19 protein-coding genes are annotated in these 26991 nt (G+C 34.2%); 15 read left to right on the forward strand and 4 right to left on the reverse strand.

The window, feature by feature from the left end; translation table 11 throughout:
- Positions 1 to 140: 140 nt before the first annotated feature.
- Complete coding sequence (locus Q4Q39_RS14015) at positions 141 to 1187, reverse strand: GntR family transcriptional regulator (protein WP_303283138.1); 1047 nt, start codon at positions 1185 to 1187, stop codon at positions 141 to 143.
- 199 nt (positions 1188 to 1386) lie between these two features.
- Between Q4Q39_RS14015 and Q4Q39_RS14020 the strand changes: the two genes are divergently transcribed.
- The 9 genes from Q4Q39_RS14020 to fbp all read left to right on the forward strand — a co-directional run bounded on the left by Q4Q39_RS14020 (position 1387) and on the right by fbp (position 15487).
- Positions 1387 to 2712: a T9SS type A sorting domain-containing protein gene (locus Q4Q39_RS14020; protein WP_303283139.1), complete on the forward strand. Its 1326-nt coding sequence runs from the start codon at positions 1387 to 1389 to the stop codon at positions 2710 to 2712.
- A gap of 10 nt (positions 2713 to 2722) precedes the next feature.
- Positions 2723 to 5338, forward strand: a complete 2616-nt coding sequence (locus tag Q4Q39_RS14025) for a T9SS type A sorting domain-containing protein (RefSeq protein ID WP_303283140.1) — start codon at positions 2723 to 2725, stop codon at positions 5336 to 5338.
- A 267-nt stretch (positions 5339 to 5605) separates the two neighbouring features.
- A complete protein-coding gene (locus Q4Q39_RS14030) occupies positions 5606 to 7711 on the forward strand; it encodes a bifunctional aldolase/short-chain dehydrogenase (RefSeq protein WP_303283141.1) in 2106 nt (701 codons plus the stop codon).
- 115 nt (positions 7712 to 7826) lie between these two features.
- Complete coding sequence (locus Q4Q39_RS14035) at positions 7827 to 9107, forward strand: sugar isomerase (protein WP_303283142.1); 1281 nt, start codon at positions 7827 to 7829, stop codon at positions 9105 to 9107.
- A gap of 4 nt (positions 9108 to 9111) precedes the next feature.
- Positions 9112 to 10503, forward strand: coding sequence for an FGGY-family carbohydrate kinase (locus Q4Q39_RS14040; protein ID WP_303283175.1), 1392 nt, complete (start codon positions 9112 to 9114; stop codon positions 10501 to 10503).
- A 46-nt stretch (positions 10504 to 10549) separates the two neighbouring features.
- Positions 10550 to 11839 (forward strand): class II aldolase/adducin family protein, encoded by a 1290-nt coding sequence (locus Q4Q39_RS14045; RefSeq protein ID WP_303283143.1) that lies wholly within the window; start codon positions 10550 to 10552, stop codon positions 11837 to 11839.
- Between the two features lie 12 nt (positions 11840 to 11851).
- A complete protein-coding gene (locus tag Q4Q39_RS14050) occupies positions 11852 to 12994 on the forward strand; it encodes an alpha-hydroxy acid oxidase (protein ID WP_303283144.1) in 1143 nt (380 codons plus the stop codon).
- Between the two features lie 39 nt (positions 12995 to 13033).
- A complete protein-coding gene (locus tag Q4Q39_RS14055) occupies positions 13034 to 14440 on the forward strand; it encodes a purine-cytosine permease family protein (protein ID WP_303283145.1) in 1407 nt (468 codons plus the stop codon).
- 27 nt (positions 14441 to 14467) lie between these two features.
- The gene (fbp, locus tag Q4Q39_RS14060; protein WP_303283146.1) at positions 14468 to 15487 is read left to right on the forward strand and encodes a class 1 fructose-bisphosphatase; all 1020 of its coding nucleotides are present in this window, start codon (positions 14468 to 14470) and stop codon (positions 15485 to 15487) included.
- A 248-nt stretch (positions 15488 to 15735) separates the two neighbouring features.
- Here the strand turns inward: fbp and Q4Q39_RS14065 are convergent, their stop codons facing one another.
- Genes Q4Q39_RS14065 through Q4Q39_RS14075 form a run of 3 tightly spaced genes read right to left on the reverse strand, consistent with a single transcriptional unit; the run spans position 15736 to position 19676 of the window.
- Positions 15736 to 18186 carry a TonB-dependent receptor plug domain-containing protein gene (locus Q4Q39_RS14065; protein ID WP_303283147.1) on the reverse strand — a complete coding sequence of 817 codons (2451 nt, stop codon included), beginning with the start codon at positions 18184 to 18186 and terminating at the stop codon, positions 15736 to 15738.
- Between the two features lie 3 nt (positions 18187 to 18189).
- Complete coding sequence (locus tag Q4Q39_RS14070) at positions 18190 to 19107, reverse strand: FecR family protein (RefSeq protein ID WP_303283148.1); 918 nt, start codon at positions 19105 to 19107, stop codon at positions 18190 to 18192.
- Positions 19108 to 19154: 47 nt separating this feature from the next.
- Complete coding sequence (locus Q4Q39_RS14075) at positions 19155 to 19676, reverse strand: RNA polymerase sigma factor (RefSeq protein WP_303283149.1); 522 nt, start codon at positions 19674 to 19676, stop codon at positions 19155 to 19157.
- A gap of 129 nt (positions 19677 to 19805) precedes the next feature.
- On the opposite strand from Q4Q39_RS14075, the gene Q4Q39_RS14080 reads away from it, so the two are divergent.
- From Q4Q39_RS14080 to Q4Q39_RS14105, 6 genes are all read left to right on the forward strand, one after another.
- Positions 19806 to 20231 carry a thioredoxin family protein gene (locus Q4Q39_RS14080; protein WP_303283150.1) on the forward strand — a complete coding sequence of 142 codons (426 nt, stop codon included), beginning with the start codon at positions 19806 to 19808 and terminating at the stop codon, positions 20229 to 20231.
- A gap of 10 nt (positions 20232 to 20241) precedes the next feature.
- Positions 20242 to 21213 carry an FAD:protein FMN transferase gene (locus Q4Q39_RS14085; RefSeq protein WP_303283151.1) on the forward strand — a complete coding sequence of 324 codons (972 nt, stop codon included), beginning with the start codon at positions 20242 to 20244 and terminating at the stop codon, positions 21211 to 21213.
- A 23-nt stretch (positions 21214 to 21236) separates the two neighbouring features.
- Complete coding sequence (locus tag Q4Q39_RS14090) at positions 21237 to 21446, forward strand: DUF4266 domain-containing protein (protein ID WP_303283152.1); 210 nt, start codon at positions 21237 to 21239, stop codon at positions 21444 to 21446.
- Position 21447: 1 nt separating this feature from the next.
- Positions 21448 to 22917 (forward strand): DUF3570 domain-containing protein, encoded by a 1470-nt coding sequence (locus Q4Q39_RS14095; RefSeq protein ID WP_303283153.1) that lies wholly within the window; start codon positions 21448 to 21450, stop codon positions 22915 to 22917.
- A 187-nt stretch (positions 22918 to 23104) separates the two neighbouring features.
- Positions 23105 to 23533 (forward strand): helix-turn-helix transcriptional regulator, encoded by a 429-nt coding sequence (locus Q4Q39_RS14100; RefSeq protein WP_303283154.1) that lies wholly within the window; start codon positions 23105 to 23107, stop codon positions 23531 to 23533.
- 259 nt (positions 23534 to 23792) lie between these two features.
- Positions 23793 to 26855 (forward strand): T9SS type A sorting domain-containing protein, encoded by a 3063-nt coding sequence (locus Q4Q39_RS14105; protein WP_303283155.1) that lies wholly within the window; start codon positions 23793 to 23795, stop codon positions 26853 to 26855.
- The last annotated feature ends 136 nt before the right edge of the window (positions 26856 to 26991 follow it).

Below are 26991 nucleotides of genomic sequence, written 5' to 3' on the forward strand. Positions count from 1 at the left end.
AAAGGTATATAGATGGTTGTTCTTTTCAATTAAATTAGCAAGAATTTAATTGCATTGAAAAAGTTTACGGTTATAGGGTAATTTCAAAAACAATAAAATAGAGATTTTTTGTTAGTGTTTATTTAGCCTATAATAGTTTTTTATAAAGAAGTTCTATCTATAAAATGAAATGGGACTTTGAATTTACCCTTTTCTTTATTCATAATCATTTTTGCTGCAGTTTCTCCCATTGTTTTAAAGTCGGTAGAAATAACTGTAATGCCTAATAAATCTTTTAAAGGTGTTTCATTATAAGAAATAATCCCTATGTCTTGTCCTAAAATAAATTCCTCATCCCTAATTTGTTTAACAAGGTTTACAAGATCTGGCTCTTCAATTGTTATAAATAGATCTCCTCTTTTTAGAATCATATCATCATATACTTCATCAAGTATTTCAAAGTTTATGGATTTTTCTACACAAAATTTCCTAAAGCCATGTAAAATTCTTCTAGGATATGGGTAAACAGCTTTATTCGGATAAATTAAAATTATTCTTTTATACTTTGATATTTTTTGGAACCCTTCTTTTAGCGCATTGTATATATCATTCTCAAAATCTTGAAAAATTTCAACAATTTTTCCTTCAATTTTAAATTTGATATTGTCTAGTATAACTAATTTTTGTTTTGGGATTTTTTTTATCGAATTTATAACAGCATCTGTAAAACTTACGTGTCTTAAATCTTCGGTCTTAAAGTGTGGCATTATTACATAAAAATCATACGCAGATTTATTTTTTTCCATCAAATTTAGAAAAAGTGATTCATCACAATGATAGACATGCAAATCTGTGTGCGCAGTTGCTCCAATAGCATTTATGAAGGCGTTATACGTTGATAGCTTGTAAGAACTTAACTTATTAACCAAAAAAAGAATATTGGTTTTAGAGAGTAGTTTTGTTCGTGATACATAGTAGCCTTTTCCTCTTATGGAAACTATAATTTTTCGTTCTTTTAGAATGTTATATGCTTTTTCTACTGTATCTCTTGATAAATAGAATTCTTCACTTAACTCATTTATGGATGGCATTTTTTGATCCATAGAAAAATTACCATTAGCAATATTATAGATTACTGAATCTACAATTTGTTTGTATTTGGGAATTCGCGAATTTTCATCAATAGATATTTCCTGTAATGTGCTCATTGTTTGTTAAAAAAGTGCTTTGTAAAGAAAACAAAAAAAATAACGTTCTCAAAACTTAAGCAGTACAGTGCAGGATAGAATTCAGAAAGACAAGCCATAGTTTTATACCTGAACAACGATACTTTTAAGTAGATGTAATAATTATCCTAAAACTGTCTTTTGTTTAACAAGAATTTTACTAACTAAAATATTTATACGTATGAAACATCTTTTACTTTTTACATTTATTATTCTCCCTTTTGCCTTTCTGCAAGGTCAACCAGCCTATTCAGATGCCAATGGTACAATTGCTATTTTAATAGGAAGCGGAGATGGATGGACTTTCAATGGTGCATGGGGCGGGGCTTCGCAAACATGGTTAAATAGCGGTCAAGTTATGAACCCTCCAAGCGATACAGCATGGGCTGAAAGAGATTTAAGTGATTTTGCAGGAACCTCAAAATACGTTTATGTTATGTGGCATAAAAATGGTGGGTTTAGAGCAGATGCTGCTAGATATAGAGTTTATGATGGTTCTGGCGACATTTACAGTGGTACTGCAAATCAATGGGCGCATGCAGACGGTATAAGCCGTCAAGATGATACCTTTTCTGGTTGGTTGCTTCTAGATAATAAAAAGATTAATATCACTGCAAGTACAAAACTTAGAGTGTCTCAAGATGCTCCTGTAATTGGTGGGCAAGAGTTTATGCAAAACGATGCCATATTATTATCTGATTTTCCAATTATTGATAATACTTCCTTGGGAGCTACTTCAAACTTTGAAGTATTTCCTTCTTTATCGGGAGATAGTGATGGAGAACAAGGCGTAGGACATCATTGGGGCATGCAAGGTTTGGGCTATCAATATACGGTTACTAATGGAAATTCATTTACAACTACGTTATCGCCTAGCGTATTCACTGATTTATTGGAAGAAGATTATGTTGTGCAAGTTTCTTGGGATTATTTGAATACTGATGATATAAATGTTACCAATGCCAAATACAGCGTTAATAGTGTTGAAACAAGTGATACTGTTAATCAGAACAGAGAAGCGTCAAATCAAGGCGGTAGTTTTGTTTCAGGAAACTCCTACGGAAGTTGGTCTGGATTTTATAGTTTGGCTGGACAACATGCTCATACCACTGTTAGCCCCGTTAATGTTAGCAGTACGTATAATAGTGCTCTACAAGGAACCAAGAGGCTTTTATATGACATGATAAGATTTGTTCCGGTATCGCAATTAGGTACACTTAGTACCGATAATTTTAATTTTGAGAAAAAAGGTGATGTTGGCCTAAGAAATTATCCAAATCCATTTAATAATGAAACAACTTTTTCCTATTCATTACCTAATAGTGGAAAAGTTTCAATAAGAATTTATAATAGTATTGGTGTTTCCGTTTCAGAAATTTTGAACGAGACTCAGGCAAAAGGGTCTCATACAATAAACTACAAAAACCAAAACCTAGTTACTGGAGTATACTATTGTGTACTAAAATTTAACGGAAAAGCAACTACAAACAAGCTAATAGTAAATTAAATGTTGATATATGAAAAAGAAAACTTTTTATTTTTTTTACATTAGTTTTTTTTATTTTTTTTTAGCACAAAGTCAACCATTAATTGATGTTCCAAGAGGAATGAGGTTGATTACACCAGTGCACTACTCATTTGGATGTGCCGCAGCTCCTGATGGTTCGGTTTATTTTACTGAATTTAACAGACAAATGTTAAGGCAGGTTGGAGCCGATGGAGGAGTAGCGATAAAAAGAATAGGGCTAACAGGAATGTTTGCCGCTGCATTTGATGATTCGGGAAACCTTTTTGTTGGACGTGATTTGGGTGATGTAGGTAACGCAGCAATAATAACTAGAATTGAGTCAAATGGCACAGAAACAAATATTGTTACTGGAATTACCAGACCAAGAGGTATAGCTACAGACGCAAGCGGAAACGTCTATTTTGCCACGGAATCACCATCTCGTATTAGCAGATGGAACCAAAGTAATGGTTCTGTAGATATACTGGTAGATAACCTGTTATCGCCTGCAGAAGGAGTTGCAGTCGCATCAGATGGAACGCTATACTTTAGTGAATATGGTAATCCAGAATCTGGGGTATCAGGTAGTGTAAAAAAAAGAGCAACAAATGGAACGATTAGCACGGTTCTAAGTAGTGGTATATGGAGAAGTAGAGGACTAGCTATAGACAATGCTGATGAGTTTTTATATTTATGTACCGAAGCAGATCAATCAGATCATGGAAATACAGGGCTTTTGGTAAAAATAAGACTATCTAATGGTTTGGCAACTAATGCTTTGCAAGGTATAGACTACCCTCAGTTTCCATCTATTGGAGCTGATGGTAATGTTTATTTTACACTTACTCGTGATAGTTGGTTAGCTATGTATGACCCATCTACGATTACTGATGTTAGCGATTGGAGTGATAATTCCAGTGTTAAAATAGGTTTAAGTGAAGGTGATTGGACTTCTGGCGGTAATGGAACACCATTGACCATTGAAGTAGACAATACTTTAACGTTTACGGGTAATATTTCAGCAGATGTAACAGATGGCACCGTACAAGGCTGGATAAGAATACCTGAAAGTTTGTTATCTGTAGATACGAATGAATTATATTTACCATGTTACACTTCTGAAAACCCTACACCAGGTATTTTTAAATTGCCAAAGGTTACATATTCTGTAGGAACAGGTTCTTGTTTAATATCAGCAGTTGTGGTAAGAGATCAGATTGGCCAACGGTGGCCAATGCAAAATCCAGGTACTTGTAATGAAAGCCCAGCAGTAGGTTTCAGTGAGGAACCAACAGGATACTTAATTTATTTTTCTTGGAGTACAGCAGATCGCATTGGAACGATAGCGCTTCCATCATATAGAGATACTGATGATACCATGACAATAATGACAGGAAGCGGTCCAGGTTGGATATATACAGGAGTGCCTTGGAATGTAACTGGGCAAACGTGGTTAAATAATGGTGCAGTCATGTCAATACCTAATGAGACAGCATGGGCAGAAAAAGACCTTGGAGCTTTTTCTGGAACTTCAAAATACATTTATGTTATGTGGCACAAAAATGGTTCGTTTAGAGCGGATGCGGCCAGATATAGAGTTTATGATTATACGGAAGATAAATATAATGGTACTGTAAATCAATGGGTGCATGCAGATAATGTAAATCGACAAGACGACACCTTTTCAGGTTGGTACCTTTTGGATAACAAAAAGATTAATATAACCCCAAGTACAAGAATTAGAATGTCTCAAGATGCACCTGTCATTGGAGGGCAAGAGTTTATGCAAAGTGATGCAGTACTTCTTACCGACTATCCCATTGTAGATAATACATCTTTAGGTTCGGCGTCAAATTTTGAATCTTTCCCAAATTTATCTGTTTCAAGTAGTGGAGAGCAAGGTGTAGGACATCATTGGGGAATGCAAGGGCTTGGTTACCAATATACAGTTACTGATGGTAATTCTTTTGCTACAAAATTAGACCCTAACGTTTTTTCAGATTTATTAGAGGAAGATTATTATGTTGAAGTGTCTTGGGATTATTTGGATACAGATGGCATAAATGTTACTAATGCCAAATACAGGGTTATGGGCGTTGAAACTAGTGACGTTGTCAATCAAAATAGAGAAACTACAAATCAAGGAGGCGGTTTTGTGAGCGGAAACTCAATAGGCTCGTGGTCTGGCTTTTTTAGACTGGATGGAAAACATACCCATACTACAGCGAATCCTATTATCGTTAGTGGTGTATACAATAATACCCAATATGCAGGAAAAAGACTTGTTTATGATATGATTAGGTTTATACCTGAATCACAATTAGCTACACTGAGTAACAATAGTTTTGATTTGGAGAAAAAAGGTGAAATGCAGATTCGTAATTACCCCAATCCTGTAGAAACTGAAACAACATTCATGTATTCATTGCCCATAGGTGGTAAAGTGTCATTAAAGGTCTATGATCTCAGTGGAGTTTGCATGTCAAATCTCATGATTGATGAATTTCAAAGCAAAGGTAGTCATACTATCAAGTTTGATGCTAATAACCTGTCCTCAGGGCTTTATCTCTACACTTTGAATCTTGACGGTAATACCGTTTCAGGGAAGATGATCGTTTCTAAATAAAATTCAATCTGTAATAATAATTTAGAAAGCACATATAATTTATTTAAGATTTAGAAAACCACTGGACTATTCAGTGGTTTTTAAATTAAAGAAGTGCCTTTGTGTTGTTTGGAATTTTTATTAATGAGTGTAATTGTTTCATTTTCAATGTATTTAAATTGTAATTTTAGAATTACTTTTAAAATAACGGCACAGTACAGGATAGAAAAGAACTACATGTAATTTACTTTTGAAATAACAAACATTAAACTATAACAATACAAAAAAATGGAGAATATAGTTACAAACTTTAAACACGTTGATTACCTGTGGGATGAAAAAAAAGCAGATGAAATAGGTGACAATCAAGTGGAATTATTTTTATACCGTTCTAATATCTTAGGATCTGATTTAAGAATTACAAACTATGGAGGAGGAAACACTAGTTGTAAAACTATAGAGAAAGACCCATTAACAAATGAAGATGTTGAGGTAATGTGGGTTAAGGGTTCAGGAGGTGATATTGGTACGCTAACCAGAAGAGGAATTGCAGGTTTATATACAAACAGATTACGAGACCTTAAAAACGTTTATGGAGGTTTAGAAGATGAAGATAGAATGGTAGGGCTTTTTAACCATTGCATCTATGATTTGGATAGTAAAGCTCCCTCAATAGATACACCGCTTCACGGTTTATTACCATTTCCACACATAGATCATTTACACCCAGATGCATTAATTGCAGTTGCTGCTGCTGAAAACAGTGAACAAGTTACTAAAGAAATTTGGGGAGACACTATGGGTTGGGTGCCTTGGCAAAGACCAGGTTTTGATTTAGGTTTACAACTAGAAAAGTGTTTAGCAGAAAACCCAGGGATAAGAGGAATCGTATTGGGAAGCCATGGTCTGTTTACTTGGGGGCAAACATCTTATGAATGCTATATGAACAGTTTAGAGGTTATTGAAATGGCTTCGGAATATATTGAAGAAAAAATAAAAGAAAATGGTAATGTGTTTGGAGGGCAAAAAATAGCAAGCTTGCCAAAGAAAGAACGTTTTGAAAAAGCGTCCCAAATTATGCCATTGCTACGAGGATTATGCTCATCGGAAAATAGGATGATTGGTCACTTTTCTGATACAGACGTGGTTATGGAATATATCAATAGTAATGATTTGAAAAGGTTGGCACCAATGGGAACTTCATGTCCAGACCATTTCTTAAGAACTAAAATACAACCATTGATTTTGGAATTGGATAAAGATGAAGATTTATCAAATTCTGATGAGATTCTAAATAAGTTAGAACCTGCATTTGAGGCTTACCGTCAAGAATATGTAGATTATTATAATCTCTGTAAAAGGGATAATAGTCCAGCAATGCGCGATCCAAACCCGGTAATAATTATATATCCAGGAGTTGGTATGTTTAGTTTTGCTAAAAATAAGCAAACTGCAAGAGTAGCCAACGAGTTTTATATCAATGCTATTAATGTGATGCGAGGTGCAGAAGCTATAACATCTTATACCTCTTTGCCAAGGCAAGAAGCATTTGATATAGAGTATTGGCTTTTAGAAGAAGCAAAATTACAACGTATGCCAAAGGAATTACCGCTATCAAGAAAAGTAGCCTTGGTAACAGGAGCTGGAGGGGGCATTGGTAAAGCTATTGCAGATAAACTAGCTTTGCAAGGGGCAAATGTGGTATTAACAGATATTGTAGAAGATAGATTGATAGAAGCGAACAAAACTTATAAGCGTGATATTTCTACCTATGCTATATGTGATGTAACGAAAAATAAATCTATTGCGGATGCCTACAAAAAGGCATGTGTGGAATTTGGGGGAGTCGATATTGTAGTACATAGTGCAGGATTAGCTATTTCCAAACCTTTAGAAGAAACGACTGAGAAAGATTGGGATACCCTTCAAAATATTCTAGTAAAAGGTCAGTTTGAACTGGTAAAGCAATCCGTTGAAATTATGAGAAAACAAGGTTTAGGTGGTGATTTTATTTCTATAGCCAGCAAAAACGGATTGGTTTCTGGACCAAACAATGTAGCCTATGGTACAGCAAAAGCTTCTCAACAGCACATGGTTAGATTATTGGCCGCAGAATTGGGTAAAGATAAAATACGTGTTAATACTGTTAATCCAGATGGCGTTATTGTAGGTAGCAAAATATGGGAGGGCGATTGGGCCGAAGGCCGTGCAAAAGCATATGGTATTAGTGTTGAAGAGCTTCCGACACACTATGCAAAACGCAACCTTTTAAATGAAATTATCTATCCTGAAGATATTGCTAACGGTGTATTCTCTTTGGTAGGTGTTTTGGATAAGACCACAGGGAACATCATAAATGTAGATGGCGGAATGGCTAATGCGTTTGTACGATAGTCAAAATAAAAATATTTAAGTAGTTTTAGTTTATTTTAGTTGAAAGGTACTTCCATGAATTTAAATGATTTATGGAAGTATTATTACTAACTATTGCTCAATTTAAGTAAAGAATATGAAAATAAGTAAAGACCAAATACAGGATGCAAATACCAAGACAATCGACTCTCATAATGAAAATTTTAGTTTTCTTTCTGAGCAATTATCGAAAAAAGGCCATGATGTTTCCAATATAATTTCAAAATTATCAAAATTTCAAGTCGCTATACCAAGTTGGGCTTTAGGGGCTGGCGGCACACGTTTTGGGCGTTTTTCATTCTACGGAGAACCTTCTAGCCTTGAGCAAAAATTGGATGATGTAGGTATTATCCATAGCCTAACTCAAACAGCTGGTTCGGTATCATTACATATCCCTTGGGATATTCCATCGGATTATAGTGCTATTAAAGAGCAAGCAGAGAAGTTAAACATTAAATTCGATTCTGTAAATTCTAATACCTTTCAAGACCAAGAAGGAGCCAAAGAGAGTTATAAATATGGTTCACTTAGTAATATAAGCAAAGCTGTTAGAGATCAAGCTATTGCTCATAATCTAGAGGTAATTAAAATAGGCGATAAATTAGGCTCAAAAAGTTTAACCGTGTGGTTAGCCGATGGGTCTTGCTTTCCTGGTCAGAATAATTTTCAAACAGCATTACAAAATACTCAAGATAGTTTAAAAGACATCTACAAAGGATTGCCAAACGATTGGAGCCTGTTAATTGAGTATAAACCTTACGAACCCAATTTTTATAGCACGGTAATTCAAGACTGGGGAACATCGTTTATGTTAGCTAATGAATGTGGGGATAAAGCATTCACTTTAGTGGATTTAGGGCATCATTTACCAAATTGCAATATTGAGCAAATTATTTCCATGCTTATGCTAAAAGGTAAATTAGGTGGTTTTCATTTTAATGATAGTAAATATGGTGATGACGATTTAACTGTAGGAAGCATTAAACCTTATGCTTTATTCTTGATTTTTAACGAATTGGTATATGGTATGCAAAACAATCCACAAAATCCAGATTTAGCGTGGATGATAGATGCTAGTCACAATATTAAAGACCCTCTGGAAGATTTAATACAATCTATAGAAGCCATACAACAAGCCTACGCAAAGGCACTTTTGGTTGACCAAAAAGCACTTAAAGTGGCACAACAAGAACACGATGTTGTAAAGTGTCAAGAAATACTCCAAGAAGCTTACAGAACAGATGTAAGACCTTTAGTGGAAAAAACTCGTTTTGATATAGGTGGCGCAATAAGCCCAATTGATACTTATAGATACTTAAATGTTAGAAATGAACTTATTAAAGAAAGAGGAAAACATACAACAGCTACAGGGCTTTAAGAATATGAAGAAAAGGCAAAAAGTTACAGCTGTATTTGATATTGGAAAAACCAATAAGAAATTTTTTCTTTTTGATAAAGGTTTTAACGTCGTTCATAAAGAATACATTCACTTTGATGAAATAAAAGACGAGGAAGGTTTCCCTACTGAAGATTTAAGTGCATTGCAAAAATGGCTAAAAGACGTGTTTTATCGTGTTATTGAATCAGAAGTATTTGATGTTATCGCCATAAATTTTTCTACCTATGGCGCTAGTTTTGTGCATCTAGACGAAAAAGGGGAACCCTTAACACCCCTTTATAATTATTTAAAGTCAATTGATAAAGAATTAAGAACTTCATTCTTTGAAAAATACGGGCCAGAAGATGAGTTCCTTAAAACCACAGGGTGTTCAGGTTTAAGTTTTTTAAATTCCGGAATGCAATTGTATTGGCTAAAGTATAAGAAACCAGAGATTTACAATAAAATCAAATATACACTGCATCTGCCGCAATATTTAAGCTATATTTTTACAGGCATTCCAATAAGCGAATATACAAGTATAGGTTGCCATACTGCACTTTGGGATTATGAAAAACGGGATTACCATGAATGGGTATACAAAGAGAATATTAATCAAATCCTAGCGCCTATCGTTTCCACAGAGACCAGCACTAATATGAATTATAATGGCAAACGCATAAAGATAGGTGTAGGTATACATGACAGTTCTGCTGCATTATTGCCTTATGTAAGAAGTATCAAGAAAAGATTTGTTTTAGTTTCTACAGGAACATGGAGCATTGTATTTAATCCTTTTGCCAAAACCCCTATTGCAACAGATTCTAATTATAAAGACCAAATAAATTATATGCGTATTAATGGGAAGCCCGTTAAGGCTACACGGTTGTTTTTGGGCAATGAGTATAAGATTCAAATAAAGAAGTTAACTGAACATTTTAACGTGGATGAGGACCATCATAAATCGGTAAAATTTGACTATGACACCTTCTTTGAAATCACAAAAGACTTTCAAAATTATTTCAAATGGGAAAGTATCGTGACTGACGATATGCCCGAAATGACAAAAATACCCTTTAATAAGTTTGAACATGCATATCACCAGTTAATGGTGGAGTTAGTAATACTCCAAACCAAATGTATTAAGGAAGCCGTAATGAATGATGACATTAGACAAATTTATGTAGATGGTGGATTTAGTGATAACGATGTATATATAAAGTTGCTATCTCATTATTTTAGAGAGAAAAAATTAAGAACTACAGATGCTTCTCTGGGCTCTGCCCTTGGAGCGGCCATCTCTATTTCTGATACAAAATTAAATTCTAAGTTTTTAAAGAAAAGCTATGCTTTAAAAAAGCATGTGCCATTCATTATTCGTGACCAAATTTCATAAAGCATTATTGCTTATTTAAAAATGGTTCTTTAAATCACAGATAGAAATGTCGAAAAAAAATAAATTAGTACATCCTAGAAACCAGATCAGGAAGATTATTGATAGAATTTACCAAAGAGGCATGACAACTACCTCTGGAGGAAATATTTCTATTATTGATGAACAAGGTGATATTTGGGTAACACCATCTGCAATAGACAAAGGCTCTTTACGAGCATCAGATATAGTATGCGTTAAGAAAGATGGTACTATAATAGGCAAACATAAACCTTCATCAGAATTTCCTTTCCATAAGGCAATTTATGAAGAACGGCCAGATATAAAATCAGTAATTCATGCACATCCACCAGCTCTAGTTTCATTTAGTATTGTACGCCAGATACCAAATACAAATATCATTTCGCAAGCAAAACATATATGTGGCCCCATTGGTTATGCCAATTATAGATTACCTGGAAGTGATGATTTGGGTGATGTAATTGCTGAGGAATTTAAAAAAGGTTATAAAGCCATAATTATGGAAAATCACGGTACTGTGCTCGGTGGAAGTGATTTAACAGATGCTTTTGAACGTTTTGAGGCCTTAGAATTTTGTGCAAGGACTATTCTATATGGCTCGCAGATAGGTACCCCAAAGTATTTATCTGATGCTGATATTGATGAATTTGAAGCGCAAGCAACAGGTGTATTGCCGGAAGTGGGAGTTGTGGATTATCCATCAGATGAAGTTGAAAAACGTTTGGAAATATGCAAAATTGTGCAGCGTTCCTGTCAACAAGGTTTAATGATAAGTTCCTATGGAACGGTATCTATGCGGTGGAGAAATAATGACTTCCTTATTACTCCTACAGATGTTAACAGATGGGATATGGAGTTGGACGATATTGTTCAAATTAAAGGCGGTAAAAGAGAAGTAGGAAAAACACCTAGTAGAGCCACTTGGATGCATCAGGAAATTTACAATCGCAATCCAGAAGTAAACTCAATTATAATGACTCAGTCACCTTATCTAATGGCGTTTGGGGTTACGGGTTCTTATTTAAACGTGCGAACTATTCCTGAGAGTTGGATTTTTCTTCAAGACATAAATACGGTAAAATATGGTGTCCATTTCAGAAAAAATAATAATTCTGAAATAGTTAATAATTGTCCAACAGCTTCAATTATTGAAAACGATTCTGTAATAATTACTGGTGATAAATTATTGCAGACTTTTGATTATTTAGAAGTAGCTGAGTTTAGTGCAAAATCTATTGTTTTGGGGAATTCGTTAGGAGAAATGGTGCCTATAAATGATAATCAGGTAGAAGATTTAAGAGAGAAATTCTTAACCTAAAAACATAAACCTATGAGTTTTGATACAAGATATCCTTCGATTGATGATTTAAGAGTAAAGGCTAAAAAGAAAATACCAAAGTTTGCTTTTGAATATCTAGATGGAGGCTGTAATGAAGATGTCAATTTAATTAGAAACACCTCAGAACTCAGGGAGGTACAGTTGAAGCCAAATTATTTAAGAAAACATCATGGCTCATCGTTGAAAACAAAATTATTTGGAGTAGAGTACGATGCCCCATTTGGTATTGCTCCAGTTGGTTTACAAGGGCTAATGTGGCCTAATGCACCCGAAATTTTGGCAAAAGCCGCTTTTCAACATAATATCCCGTTTGTTCTCAGTACGGTAACCACTACAAGCATAGAAAGAGCTAGTGAGTTAACAGAAGGGAAGGCTTGGTTTCAATTATACCATCCAACGGAAAATAGGCTGCGCGACGATATTATTAAAAGAGCGGCTGATGCTGAATGTCCTGTTTTAGTAATTCTTTGCGATGTTCCTACTTTCGGGTTTAGACCAAGAGATATCAGGAATGGATTAGCGATGCCACCAAAGATGAATTTAAGTAATATTTTACAGGTTTTTGGAAGACCACATTGGGGTATAGAGACATTAAAACATGGTATACCTAATTTTGAGGTTTTAAAACCATATATGCCAAAAGATTTGGATTTAAAGCAACTAGGAAAATTTATGGATGACACTTTTAGTGGTAGATTAAATGAAGAAAAAATAAAGCCTATTCGCGATATGTGGAAAGGGAAACTAGTTTTAAAAGGAGTGGCATCAGAATATGATACCGAGGAAGCCATAAGATTGGGTTTAGACGGTATTATAGTTTCAAATCATGGTGGACGTCAGTTAGACGCTGGAGAATCCACTATAAAACCATTAATCTCAATAGCTGAAAAATACGGTGACCAAATTGAAGTCATGATGGATAGCGGTATTCGTTCTGGTCCTGATGTGGCACGCGCAATGGCAAGTGGTGCCAAATTTACTTTTATGGGACGTTCTTTTATGTATGGAGTTTCTGCTCTTGGTAAAAAAGGAGGAAATCATACCATATCTTTACTCAAAACCGAATTACAACAGGTTATGGAGCAACTATGCTGTGAAAATACTAAGGATTTTCCATACCACTTAATCAAATAAATTATTTAAAAATAAAAATACTAACCAATTTAGGTAAACATGAGCCAAAATACTATAGAACATCAGGTTGAGAATGCCTCTGGAGGTGAGTTTGAAAGAACTCCCGTGCCACAATCAAAACTCAAAAGTTGGAAAAGCTTTATAGGAATGTATGCTGGTGAGCATGCTGCTGGTACTGAATTTATGATTGGCCCATTATTTTTAACTGCAGGGGTTAGTGCTTTTGATTTGATTGTTGGTTTGCTAATCGGCAACCTTTTAGCTATTTTGAGTTGGCGTTTTTTAACTGCTGAAATAGCTGTAAAGAATAGATTGACACTCTATTTTCAATTAGAAAAAATATGTGGTAAAAAGTTGGTAACAGGTTATAATTTAGCTAATGGTATTTTATTCTGCTTTTTGGCAGGGTCAATGATAACAGTTTCCGCTACTGCTGTTGGGATTCCTTTTGATATGCCCATGCCAAAATTAACGGATACTATGCCTAATGGACTAACATGGATTATCATCGTTATTTTAATAGGTGCAGTAATTTCAATTATTGCAGCTAAAGGTTATGATACCGTAACAAAAGCAGCAAATTGGATGTCCCCGTTTATCGTTATAGCTTTTATAGCATCTGGTATCGTAGCATTAAATCAATTAGGCGTAAACAGTTTTTCGGATTTTTGGAATATATGGGGTGAAGGCTCTGAACCTTTTCCAGGGCAAACCAAATTTACATTTTGGCATGTTGTAATTTGGTCTTGGTTTGCTAACGGTGCTATGCATGTTGGTATGTCCGATTTATCAGTTTTTAGATTTGCAAAAAGAGCAAGAGCAGGTTGGGCAAGTGCTGCGGGTATGTATGTAGGGCACTATATGGCGTGGATAGCAGCTGCATTGTTATATGCTGTTTATTTAAAATCTCCTGAAGCACTGGCTTTTTTAAATAATGGGGATGCGCCTCCAGTTGCTCCAGGGCCTTTAGCTAATAATGCTATTGGTGTATTTGGAATTATTGCAGTAGTATTGGCAGGTTGGACAACCGCTAACCCAACTATTTATAGAGCAGGTTTAGCATTTCAAGCTATTTTACCCAAATTGTCAACAGCAAAAGTTACTATTATAGCAGGTACTGTAGCTACCATAGCAGGATTGTTTCCTGCATTTGCCATGAAACTTTTAGGCTTTGTTGCCTTATACGGTTTTATTTTAGCACCATTTGGTGCAGTTATTGTATTTGAACACTTTTTCCATAAAAAGGCTGGGATAGTAAAAAATTATGCGGAGAAAACTAATTTGTCATTCAACAAATCCGTTTTTTGGGCTTGGGCAATAAGTTTTGGCTTGTTCTACTTTATCTCTGTACAATTTGATGTCTTTCTGTCTTTTGTAACACTTCCCGCTTGGTTGCTTTGTGGTGTTTTATTTCTTATTTTCTCTAGATATACTCAAAAAAACTAAACCGTAAAACTTCATAAACGGAATGCAATGAGTGAAAATCGTTTAACACTGGGAGAATACATTATTGAGAACCAATCGCATTTTGAATATTCGTCTGGAGAATTATCAAAGTTGATAAATTCCATTCGGTTAGCAGCGAAAACAGTTAGTCATAAAGTAAACAAAGCTGGACTTGTCGATATTATTGGAGCTGTAGGGGATACAAATATTCAAGGTGAAGATCAACAAAGATTAGATGTTTTTGCAAATGATGCTTTTAAAAAGGCACTCATAAATAGAGAAATTGTGTGCGGTATTGTAAGCGAAGAAGAGGTTGAATTCATTGCTGTGGAAGGAAAAAAGAAAACCAATACTAACAAATACGTTGTATTAATGGATCCCTTAGATGGATCATCAAACATAGATGTAAATGTATCAGTTGGAACAATTTTTTCTGTTTTCAGAAGAATAACACCAGTAGGCACTCCCGTTCAAAAAGAGGATTTTCTCCAAAAGGGAGATATGCAAGTTGCAGCAGGATACATTATATACGGCACTTCTACAATGCTAGTTTATAGTGTTGGGCAGGGTGTGAATGGATTTACGCTCAATCCTGCCATCGGTACTTTTTACCTATCGCATCCAGATATAAAAATCCCATACAAAGGTTCAATTTATTCAGTCAACGAAGGGTATTATTCTCATTTTCCTGATGGTGTAAAAAAGTATATAAAATATTGTCAAGAAGAAAAAGACGATAGACCTTACACATCCAGATATATAGGTTCTTTGGTTTCAGATTTTCATAGAAATATGATTAATGGAGGTATTTATTTATATCCAACAAGTTCCAAGTATCCTGAAGGAAAATTAAGGCTGTTATATGAATGTAACCCTATTGCTTTTTTAGCAGAACAAGCAGGAGGAAAAGCAACAGACGGATTTAAAAGAATATTAGATCTAGAGCCAAAAGAATTGCATCAAAGGGCTCCAATATTTTGTGGTAGCAAGAATATGATAGATAAACTGGTTGATTTCATCACATCTAATACTATAGCTAACGAATAATCATTTATGTTTTCATAAAGTTAAATTTTTCCAAATCAAATAGAATTTGGTTCGACATTTTTGCTGTACGCTCTACTAGCAAAGAGAATCTATTTCTAGATTCTCTTTTTTGTGTTATAAATTCAAGGATTCTTACAGTTTTTTTTGAATTATTAATTTTTACTTCAATGAGGTCTTAGAAAATTTGTCTAACTTTTTGTTGTAAGTCCATATTTAAGTTTCCATTTTAAACCTAAAATTTAATAAGATTAAAAAAATACCTTAAATGAGATATTTGGAGTAAACCCCAGAGAGAATCTTTGAACAACTTGTTCCAATATTAACTCACGCTCTTCGCGTGTAGCCCCAGAAGTTCCTGGTTTGGGAATTCCGCCATCGTCTAAAGGTTTAACTTCTGCTCTGTAAGTTAAATTTACAGGCTTAATTCTATTATAAATATTTAAGGCAGATAAGCCTAATTGTGCTTTTAGCTTTTTATTTCCAGATTCAATATTAAAGTCATATAATACAGAAGCATCTAATCTGTGAAAATCAGGTAACCTATCATTATTAACAGATCCAAAATTAACTACACCGGCATTTTCACCATCAGCATCTATTTTAATTTCATAACTATTTACGGGGGTAAAAGGCTTTCCTGTTCTATATTGCCACCCTAATGAGAATTGCCATGTATCAAGTTTTAAAGTATTGGATATTCTGAAAGCATGTGTAATATCATTATTACCCGGGAACTTAAAAGGCGTGTCTTCTAAATTAGGAAATTGAAATGTAATGTTATTATATGTATACCCAGCCCATATTTTATAATTGTTCCACCGGTATTTTAACAAAAGATCTAATCCTTTTATGATACTTTTCCCTTCTTCTAAATTTTCTAAAGGATTACTAAAGCCGTTAGTAAATGTAGTTAGACCACTAAGCTCTTTATAATAAGTGTCAACATCAATATTTAAATGTTTATGATGATATAATACTCCACCAGAAATTTGATTACTGGTTAATAAAGGGAATTGTTCGTCATCAGACAAACGCCATAATTCATTTTCTAAGCGGAGTTCTGTATGATTGAATTCTATCAATTGGGAAATGGGCTGATTTCGTCTTTCAATAGCTGTTTTAAACCTTAATTGATCCCCTAAGGGGTATTCGAAGTTTATACGAGGTTCCAATAGAAACTTGTCTAAAGAACTGTAATGCGTTAATCTAAGTCCTGTATTTATAAAGCCTTTGTTTTTTAAGTTAAAGGTGAATTCTCCAAATACTGCGTTTTTAAGGTTGTAGTCTTCCTGTATTGAACTTTCCATGTCATTGTCAAAAGGCTCTTCCTTACTTATTATCACATTTACATCGGTATATGAAAGTTGAAACCCTAACGTCAATTTATGTGTTTCCTTAATTTGAGTTATTGAAGATAAATTTATACCTATATCTGAAATATCATTTTTACGAATATTAATTTCAGATAAGTCTAAAATACCATTACCGGTTTCATCTTTTAGTTCATTATTTTGATAAAAGGACTTGTATTGAGAAAAATAGGCAGTAATTTCTTGATGCTGTTTCTCATTTGCTTGATGTTTCCAATTAACGCTTAAGCCTTTATTTTTAGTTATAAGTGAATCTACAACAAATTCTCCATCGCCATCAAAATCAAAATCTAAACGATTTCTGGTATATAAACCACTAATAGAAATACTATTTTTTGAATTAGGTTTTATAATTGCTTTAGCATTAATGTCAGCAAAAGAAAACCTATTATGACTTGTTTCAGGGCTATAATCATCATCGGTTTCTAATTCCAGAATATTTCCATTAATATCTTTAGCAATTCCAAAGTTGGTGAAGATTTTATCGGCATAGCTTGTATAAGTTGGTGTTTCCCAAATATTAGAATAAGACCGTCTGGCAAAAACATACAAAGCTGATTTTTCAGATATAGGGGTTTTAACATATCCATTTACTGATACACCATCAATTTCAAATCCACCTTCATTTTTTTTGGGAATCTGGTCTCCACTGGTAATATCAATAATTCCGGAAATACGATCACCATAAGCAGCGCTTGTACCAGATCTAAAAATAGTAGCTTTTTGAATAGCAAAAGGATTGAACATAGAGAACATACCATAGAAGTATCCTGTATTATATAATTTAATACCATCATATAAAATTAAATTTTGATCTGGAGAACCGCCTCGAATCTGGATACCGGTTGCAGACTCGTCTAAAGTAGAAATACCAGGAATTAACTGGATGCTTTGGGCTATGTCGCGACTTACCAAACCGGGTAAAATACCCAAACGTTTTGTTGTAACATCAATAGAGCCATCTTTATTTCTATCTATACCGGTAGTTACATAACCGGAAATGATGACTTCATCTAAAATACGATTACGTATAAATGCTTTTGATTGCGTAATAATTATCTGTGAGTTGGAGACCTTCTTAAAACTTAAATTTGTTTCGGTTTCTAAGATGAATAATAAGGCATCTAAGCTTAATGCCTCTTTATTTGTAATAGTAACTGTTTTCTCTTTAATAAGATCATTTGCAAAGGAAAAAATAAGTTTATGTCTATCCTCTAAATCTCTAATAATAGTGGAAAGTGGTGTATTGTTATAGTTGTAATTTTGCTTTTCTTGTGCCTTTATAATAAAAATAAAGAAAAATGCTATACAGGTAAAAATGTACTTCATTCTTTATTTAGATAAAATAATAATAGGACTGCCTTCTGGTTTTTGATAGGTTATGCCCATAGGAATTAAAGTTGTTTGCAATGCATTTTCAAGATTATTATGTGTAAAACTACCCGAAAATAAACGTGTAGTGTCTATGGTATTTATATCGAAAGTGATGGGGTAAAGACACGTTAATTCTTCCAGAACGATAGAAAGTGGTTGATCTGTAAATTTAGAAATACCAGTTTTCCAGTCAGGCGTATCTTCTTTAAAAGTTTGTTCTTTTATCATACTATGATCTAAAAGAATTTGCGAGCCTTTAGTTAGTGTAAAATCCTTAGTGGTATCTGTATTATCTAGCTTTGTAAAGCGTATTTTACCCTCGTAACATTTTATTTCAAACTGGGTTCTGTCTTTAATATTAAATTCTGTACCTAAAACATTAATAGCGCCTTTTGAAGTGTTTACAACAAAGGGGCCTTCCTTTACAATTTTAAAATAGGCTTCGCCAGTTAATTTAACGACTTTATTATGTAACCAAAAAAAGCGTTTATGAGATAAGCTAGAGTTAGCATTCAGGTTAATTACAGAGCCATCGGCCAATCTTATAGTCTGTTTTTCTCCAATAGCTGTGGTATACGTTTTGTTTGAAGTTAAGAACGTTCCTAAACTTAGTATTAAAACAGCTGCAACTGCTATAGCGTACCACAATTGCTTAACTTTTGATGTTTTTGCACCGGTTTGCAGTTTTTGCTTTACTATCTGTAACGCGGTTTCTGTATCAATATTAGGACCAGCTAGAAGTTGGGACTCTCTGTTAATAATTTCAAATTGCTTAAAAGTTTCAGATTGCTCAAATGCTTTAAGCTCATCTTTAGAAAGCGCTCCTGCAATCCATCTTCCTAAAAAAGTATCGTCGTCAATGTAATTTTTTGCCATAAGCTTTTGTCTTATTTATTAGACAGTAAAAAAACAAATTACCCTATTTATACTTTAATGTCTTTACCTAGGATGTCTCTTAACTCCCTTAACGCAATACTCATTCTACGTTCTATAGCTTTCACCGTTAACCCAGTAATTTCTGCAATTTCTTTATAAGTCTTTTTTTCAACTCTACTTAATAAGAATACTTCACGTTCCTTTACAGATAATGTATTAATTGCGGCTTTAAGCTTTTTCCTAAATTCATCAATTTCAATTATGAAATCCGGACTTTCATAATCTATAGTGTCTGTGAGCGTTTTTTGATGTTTAAGTTTTACTTTTTGGTGTGCAACATCATTTAAAAACAGGTTATTACAAGCAGTATAAATATATGATTTGGCTTTAGAGTAAGTAATCGTGTTACAAAGTTTCCACAATTTTATAAATACATTTTGTACAATGTCTTCTGCTTGTTGAAAATTACCACATTTATAATAAATATATTTTGTAGCAGGTTCGTAAAACTTACGAAATAGCTTATTGTAATTATGCTCCTCACAAACAGATGGTTCCTTTTCTAACATTTTATATAAAATCGAGGTAAAAATAGTCAAACTCCAAAAAAGAATCCTAAAAAAATAGGGTGACTTCAGTTTTACCTGTCTTACAATTGAAATGGCGTAGAAAATTACGTCACAAATGACCCCTTAATCATGAAATATATAAACATACTGATGTTATTTATAGCATCCCTTAGCTTTAGCCAAAATTGGAATACAAATTTTGAGGATGCAAAGAAAATGGCGGAAAAAAAAGAACAAAACGTCATTCTGGTTTTTTCTGGTTCCGATTGGTGTGCACCTTGTATAAAATTGGAAAAAGAGGTTTGGAGTTCCCAGGTATTTAAAAATTATGCTAAAGAACATTATGTATTACTGAAAGCTGATTTTCCAAGGCGTAAAAAAAATGCATTACATAAAGACATTCAAAAACAAAACAATCAATTAGCAGAGCGCTACAACAAAAATGGATATTTCCCGCTAGTTGTTGTTCTCAATAAAAACGGCGATGTATTAGGTCAGGTAGGATACAATAAAATGAAACCAGAAGACTACATTAACGTCCTTAATTCATTTTAACTAAAAGCACATGCTAAAACGATTTTACATAATCATATTTTTAAGTTTTAATTTGACCACTGCCCAGGTAACCTGTAAACGAGCCGTTCTTTTAATGGGCAGTGGGTTTGACATTACAGTTGTAGCAGATACCAAAAAAGAGGCTAATACGTATATAGATATTGCGATACAGGAAATTTCAAGGATAGAACGTCTAATCTCGTCCTGGGACACAAATTCTCAAACCTCTTTGATTAATAGCAATGCTGGAATTAAACCTGTTAAGGTGGATAAGGAATTATTCGAACTTATTCAACGTGCTATAAAGATTTCTAAACTCACAGATGGGGCTTTTGATATTAGCTATGCTTCTATGGACAGAATATGGACGTTTGATGGTAGTATGAAAATCATGCCTACAAAAGAGGCTATTACGCAATCTGTAGCCAAAGTAGGGTACAGGCATATCATTTTAAATAATGAAGCGCAAACCGTATTTCTAAAGCTAAAAGGAATGAAAATCGGTTTTGGTGCCATCGGTAAAGGGTATGCTGCCGATAAGGCAAAGGCATTATTAAAACAAAAAGGTGTTAAGGCTGGAATTATCAATGCTTCCGGAGATTTAAATTCATGGGGAAGACAAACAAATGGAGACGATTGGAAGGTTGCTATAAAAAACCCCTTGAATAAAAATAACGTATTCGCATTATTACCAATTCACGAAAAAGCAGTTGTTACTTCGGGTAATTACGAGAAGCAAGTGACTTTTAATGGTAAAACATACACACATATTATAGACCCCCGTACTGGTTATCCAAGTAGCGGAATTGTTAGTGTAAGTGTATTAGCTCCCAGTGCAGAACTGGCAGATGCATTAGCAACTTCAATTTTTGTAATGGGGAAAGATGTTGGGCTAAACCGCATCAATCAAATGCAATCTATAGAATGCATTATAGTAGATGATAAAGGGAAAATATATTATTCAAATAATATTAAGAATTAATTAAAAAAGAAAATCAATTATATATGAGCAGAGGTCTTTTTATCGTATTGGCTTTAATGAGTTTGTCTTCTTGCATAGCAGTCAAGGAGTATGAAAAAGTTAATATCAATGATCCAGACATGAAGTTGTCGTCATTAACAATACATCGTTTCGAAACTAACTTTCAAGTATACAGAGAAGCCGCATCTGGTGCTAATGGAGGTAAAACAGGGGGAGGCTGTGGATGTAACTAATATGAGAAAGGGATTTATTATAGTTACATTTTTGTTTTCCGTTTTTGGGTTTTCACAAGTAAAGTCTAAAGATTCCATGGACACTTATAAAAAGCGTGTCCTGGAATCGACAGAATTAGACTTTCTTGTAAGTTATTATACTCAGGATGGAAACCATGCTTCGGTTACCGGAGGTATTGGAGATGAACATCTTACTGACATTACACCAACTATTGTTGTAGCGATTCCTATGAATGCCGATGATGTGTTAACAGTAGATGCGGGGATATCTGCCTATACCTCAGCTTCCTCTAGTAACTTAGACCCCTTTGATGCTTCAGGAGCTTCTGCTGGAGGTTATGATGATGACGATGATGAAGGTAATGGAGGTAATAATAATACAGTTAACCCAATGGGTAGTCCATGGGTAGCGTCCTCAGGAGCTTCTGCACAAGATATATGGGGTGGTGTTAATGTGAGTTATAGCCATAGTTCTGATGATAGAAATTCTATCTGGAGTGTTAATGCCGCATTCGCTACAGAATACGATTATATCTCTACAGGTTTTGGTGGAGGTTATACAAAATTGTTCAATGAAAAAAACACAGAACTGAGTATCAAAGGACAAGTATATCTAGATGCATGGCAACCCAGATATCCAACCGAAATAGACTCTTATATAGAAGCAGGTGAAAGTTTAAATAACGGCTTCTTTAATGGTGTAGACATTTTAGATCAAAATGGAAGTGTCATTAACAAGAATGGGGTCAATGTATGGTCTCCATTTAATACAGCGTTAATCACTGATAAAGCTCGTAATTCATATACTTTATCGTTAGGATTCTCACAGATACTCAGTAAGCATGCTCAATTTTCCATATTTTTAGATGTCGTGCAACAAAAAGGCTGGTTGGCGAACCCTATGCAGCGTGTTTACTTTGCAGATAGAGCTAATTATTATGTAGGTAATGCTTCAAGTATTCCTAGCTATACGTCTCGAAATAATAAGGATGTTTTTCATTTGGCTGATGATATAGAACGATTGCCAGATTCTCGTTTTAAGATACCGATTGGCGCACGATTTAATTATTACATAAACGAAGTGGTTTCCCTTAGAACCTATTATCGTTATTATTTTGATGATTGGGGTGTTAATTCGCATACGTTAAGTCTGGAATTACCTATAAAGCTATCTCAAGGTAAGTTTACATTATACCCAACGTATCGTTTTTATAATCAAACAGCAGCCGATTATTTTGCACCGTATGAAACTCATATATCTGCTTCAGAGTTTTATACCTCAGATTATGATTTATCCAAGTTTAATAGTAATCAATATGGCTTAGGATTGAGATATACTGACATATTCACAAAGTTTAAAATTTTTAATCTTGGTCTTAAGTCATTTGATTTGAAATATAGTAGCTACAACAGAAGCGATGGATTAAAGGCAGGCATTATTTCTACTGGATTTAAATTTATACTCGATTAAAAATAGGGTGCTTTATAGGTTACCTGTCTTATATCATATAAACCAAATTAATTGTGAAACCTACTAACATAAAAAGAATTATGTCTCACAAATTTTGTAAGACACTAACGCCAATTGTGATATTCTTATCTCTAACGCATGCATTATTGGTTTTAATTCATCTCTTATTTAATCTCTAACAATCATAATGCTAAAAAAACATATAAGGACTGCCATAGATTTTATATCAAATTCATTAATGGAAACAGAAGAAAAAGTACAAATTACAAATCCATTATATGAATTTAATGAAGGTAACTCTAACATTCCAGACTTGCAGCGAATAGAATCTCTTATTAATGCAAGAATTTTAACCCAAGAAGATTGGAAAAATTTCAAAAAGGAGTTTACAAAATTGTATCCTCTGTTTTTTATAAACTTAAAACTTAAAAACATTCAATTAACAAAATCTGAAGAACGCCTGTTAGCCCTAGAATACTTAAATCTAAGCACTCATGAGATTGCAGGTAAATTAGGTGTTTCTGATCGCAGTGTTATTGTAAGCCGATATAGATTAAGAAAAAAAACAAAAGCCCCAAAAGGAACCCCAATACTTGAATATTTAAATTTAAGATAATAAGGCCCAATCCATGAAATTTCACCTACGTCAACAATTCACATTAGTTACTTCAATGCTTTATCATAAAGCTAATAAATATATAAACCACTGGTAATCAGTTGAAAATACTTTTTGTATACTTTTTTGTATACCTAAAAAAGTGTAAAAAATCGATGAAACGATGTTTTTTTACGATGAATTACTGAAATAATAAAACCTGTCCTATTTAAAAAGACAGCCTTATTCAAATTAACCTAATCTCTTAAAACCCCAAATTATGAAACAATTTTACCCTAAAACTAAAATAGCTAGTTTTGAACATTTTACTCTATTTATAATCTTATTTTTATTTTTTCAAATTAAAACCAATGCCCAATGTGATCCAGGAGAAGATACTACAGCACCAGTATTTGGAAACGCTGGAGACGGAACCATGGTAAATCCATTTAAAAACTTATTGCAATCTACAGTAGGAGGTGTGTCTAGTGGTACCTACTATTTTAATTTTAATGGCAGCACTTTTCAAGGAGTACTAGACAATGACACTGATGGTGGTGGTTGGCTCATGATACTCAACTATGTACATTTAGCTGGAGATAACACAGCGCTTACAGTAAGAAACACAGATCTCCCATTATTAGGCTCTTCAACTGTTGGAGACAATGAAGCTGGTACTGTCAATTGGGGGCATATGGGTAATGCGCTTGCAGCGTCAATCGATTTTGAAGAAGTGCGTTTTTATGGAGAAACTACAGGGCACAACCGTATTATTAACTTTAAAACGTCTTACACTAATATATTAACTTACCTTAAAACAGGTCTAGGTAACTTCGCAGGCATTAATAATGCTATTAATTTTACGGCGTTGCCAGGTCATACCGCAAATATCCCCGCTCAGGCTATAAATGTATTTTCAAGTCAAGGCGATAATGCCTTAACAGAGTTTCCATTTTGGCGTAGCGGACAATTTCACTGGGGAATTCGTGGAGGAGGTGTAACAGGAAATCGTTGGGAAGTTGACGATAATGCAGTGAATACTCAAAGTACGATTCATCGTGTTTGGGTTCGTGGTGACCTCTCTCCATCAGCAACACCAACACTAAGTGCCACTTTAGATAACACAGGAAATGTAAGCGTAAGTCCAACAGACTTTGGGTTTACACTTACAGACAATTGTAGTGCTGAAGCGAATATAAACTTAAGTCTAAGTCAAACAGATTTTACCTGTGCAGATGTAGGAGATAATATTATACAATTCACAGCTACAGATGAGCAAAATAATAGTGTAGCAATAGATGTTACTGTAACCATCGTAGAATCTCCACCAATAATTAATACACCTCCACCAGCACCTTTTCTCAATATAGAGTTAGACAGTAATGGAGAGGTAACATTAGACTTAGCAACATTAAACACAACGGTTTCAGATGATTGTGGTATTGTGAGTACGACTATTAGTAAAACCGAATTTAACTGTAGTGATACTGGATTTAATACGGTAAACATTTCTGTAACAGATGTAAATGGAAATGTAACAAATGCTGGCGTATTTTTTAATCTTGTAGACCCAGTACCACCAGTAATACAATGTGTAGCACCTTTTTCTGTAGAATTAGATGAAACAGGCAGTGTGACGTTAGATCCAAATAGTCTATTAGAGAGTTTTACAGATAACTGTTCATCAGGAGGTGTTACTTTAGATAAATCTGTATTTACATGTGCAGATATTGGAGATAATCTAGTGACATTAACTGCTGTAGATAGTGGTGGTAATGAAGCGACATGTACTACCACAGTTACGGTAACCGTACCATTATGTCCGGGAAATTTAACTTTACAAGCGGAAACAGATGCCTGTGGTGTGACTTATAACTATCCTTGTGCAAGTAATATTACTGCTGGTCCAGCAAGCGGAACCTTTTTACCAGTAGGATCTACAACAACATTTACCTATGATACCTTAGACAATACAGGTGCTACAGTGTCTTGTAATTATGATGTGACTGTGGTAGATGAAGAAGGACCTACTTTTATCACTCAGGATCAGACCTTGGTTTTGGATGCGGCTGGTACAGCCTCATTAATAGCTAATGATCTCTTAGGTCCAGACCCGTTAGCTAGTGGTTATACTTTAGATACAACAGTAACTATAGATAGAGTTGACATTAGTAGCACTGGAACCGAAGTAACATTGGAAGATGATGAGGTATCCGCAGCTTTACCTATTGGGTTTAGTTTTGGATTCTATGGTAACTTTTATACGGAGTTTTACATTTCTTCTAACGGATTTATTACTTTTTCAGATGAAGGAGATGATGGGTGTTGTGGTTGGGACGCACTTCCTAATACCTCTCCCCCTAACAACTTAATTGCCTTTGATATGACAGATATGAATCCTGAGGATGGTGGTATTATAAGATATACTACTATAGGAACAGCTCCTAATCGAATTGCGATTATTGATTTTGATGAGGTACACTACTATGACACAACTCCTGATGGAACCACAACCCAGATTAAACTATTTGAAAGTACAAATCGTATAGAAATTCACGGTACAAGTACTTTTGATTCGGGAAATGATAAAATACAAGGAATAGAAAATATAGATGGTACTGCCGCAATTATTGTTCCAGGTCGTAATGCTGCACAATGGTCAACTACCAACGATGTGGTTACTTTTGTACCTATGTCAGGAATATTAGATGTATGTGGTGTAGATACACTAGTAGCTTCTCAAACAGATTTTGATTGCACGCATTTAGGAGCAAATATTGTAACACTTACTGCAACAGACGTTAATGGTAATGTGTCTATGAAAAATGCAACAGTTACGATTACTACCACAGATACTACAGCACCAGTGATTACCTTGACAGGAGGTAATCCTCAAGAAATCATACAAGGAGATTCTTATGTAGAATTAGGAGCAACAACCGATGATGGTTCTATAGTGGTGATTAATGATGCCGCTGTAAATACAAATCAAGTGGGAAGTTATAGCGTAACCTATAACGCTAGCGACTCATCTTGTAATGATGCTGTAGATGTGGTTAGAACAGTCAATGTAGTGGCTTCATTAAGTTTAGAAGACTCTATATTTGCTAGAGGTATTCGTGTATATCCTAATCCTGCTAATGAAATAATTATCATTCGATCTGAACAAAGCATAATGGATCAAATAAAAATTGTAGATATAAGCGGTCGTGTGATTAAAAAGACAACGAATGAAGTAGGAGTTATCTATCAAATGGATTTATCTAATATTTCTAAAGGGGTTTATTTTTTACAAATAATTTCTGAAGGTAATCAAGCTGTGAAACGAATTATAAAAGAATAAAGTGTTCATTAATAGATTTATAGTTTTAAAGCCTTCTTATTTTATAAGGAGGCTTTTTAAAATCTAGTTTACTTCAAAATAATCAGCTAAAAATTAGAATTAATTATATTTCGTTTATAATCAAATACTTAAAAGG

The sequence above is a fragment of the Flavivirga amylovorans genome (genome assembly GCF_030540875.1).
Taxonomy (GTDB): domain Bacteria; phylum Bacteroidota; class Bacteroidia; order Flavobacteriales; family Flavobacteriaceae; genus Flavivirga; species Flavivirga amylovorans.

Coding starts and splice junctions, on each gene's coding strand:
- Q4Q39_RS14015 (WP_303283138.1), bottom strand. CDS start 1,187: ATGAGCACATTACAGGAAATATCTATTGATGAAAATTCGCGAATTCCC.
- Q4Q39_RS14020 (WP_303283139.1), top strand. CDS start 1,387: ATGAAACATCTTTTACTTTTTACATTTATTATTCTCCCTTTTGCCTTT.
- Q4Q39_RS14025 (WP_303283140.1), top strand. CDS start 2,723: ATGAAAAAGAAAACTTTTTATTTTTTTTACATTAGTTTTTTTTATTTT.
- Q4Q39_RS14030 (WP_303283141.1), top strand. CDS start 5,606: ATGGAGAATATAGTTACAAACTTTAAACACGTTGATTACCTGTGGGAT.
- Q4Q39_RS14035 (WP_303283142.1), top strand. CDS start 7,827: ATGAAAATAAGTAAAGACCAAATACAGGATGCAAATACCAAGACAATC.
- Q4Q39_RS14040 (WP_303283175.1), top strand. CDS start 9,112: ATGAAGAAAAGGCAAAAAGTTACAGCTGTATTTGATATTGGAAAAACC.
- Q4Q39_RS14045 (WP_303283143.1), top strand. CDS start 10,550: ATGTCGAAAAAAAATAAATTAGTACATCCTAGAAACCAGATCAGGAAG.
- Q4Q39_RS14050 (WP_303283144.1), top strand. CDS start 11,852: ATGAGTTTTGATACAAGATATCCTTCGATTGATGATTTAAGAGTAAAG.
- Q4Q39_RS14055 (WP_303283145.1), top strand. CDS start 13,034: ATGAGCCAAAATACTATAGAACATCAGGTTGAGAATGCCTCTGGAGGT.
- fbp (WP_303283146.1), top strand. CDS start 14,468: ATGAGTGAAAATCGTTTAACACTGGGAGAATACATTATTGAGAACCAA.
- Q4Q39_RS14065 (WP_303283147.1), bottom strand. CDS start 18,186: ATGAAGTACATTTTTACCTGTATAGCATTTTTCTTTATTTTTATTATA.
- Q4Q39_RS14070 (WP_303283148.1), bottom strand. CDS start 19,107: ATGGCAAAAAATTACATTGACGACGATACTTTTTTAGGAAGATGGATT.
- Q4Q39_RS14075 (WP_303283149.1), bottom strand. CDS start 19,676: ATGTTAGAAAAGGAACCATCTGTTTGTGAGGAGCATAATTACAATAAG.
- Q4Q39_RS14080 (WP_303283150.1), top strand. CDS start 19,806: ATGAAATATATAAACATACTGATGTTATTTATAGCATCCCTTAGCTTT.
- Q4Q39_RS14085 (WP_303283151.1), top strand. CDS start 20,242: ATGCTAAAACGATTTTACATAATCATATTTTTAAGTTTTAATTTGACC.
- Q4Q39_RS14090 (WP_303283152.1), top strand. CDS start 21,237: ATGAGCAGAGGTCTTTTTATCGTATTGGCTTTAATGAGTTTGTCTTCT.
- Q4Q39_RS14095 (WP_303283153.1), top strand. CDS start 21,448: ATGAGAAAGGGATTTATTATAGTTACATTTTTGTTTTCCGTTTTTGGG.
- Q4Q39_RS14100 (WP_303283154.1), top strand. CDS start 23,105: ATGCTAAAAAAACATATAAGGACTGCCATAGATTTTATATCAAATTCA.
- Q4Q39_RS14105 (WP_303283155.1), top strand. CDS start 23,793: ATGAAACAATTTTACCCTAAAACTAAAATAGCTAGTTTTGAACATTTT.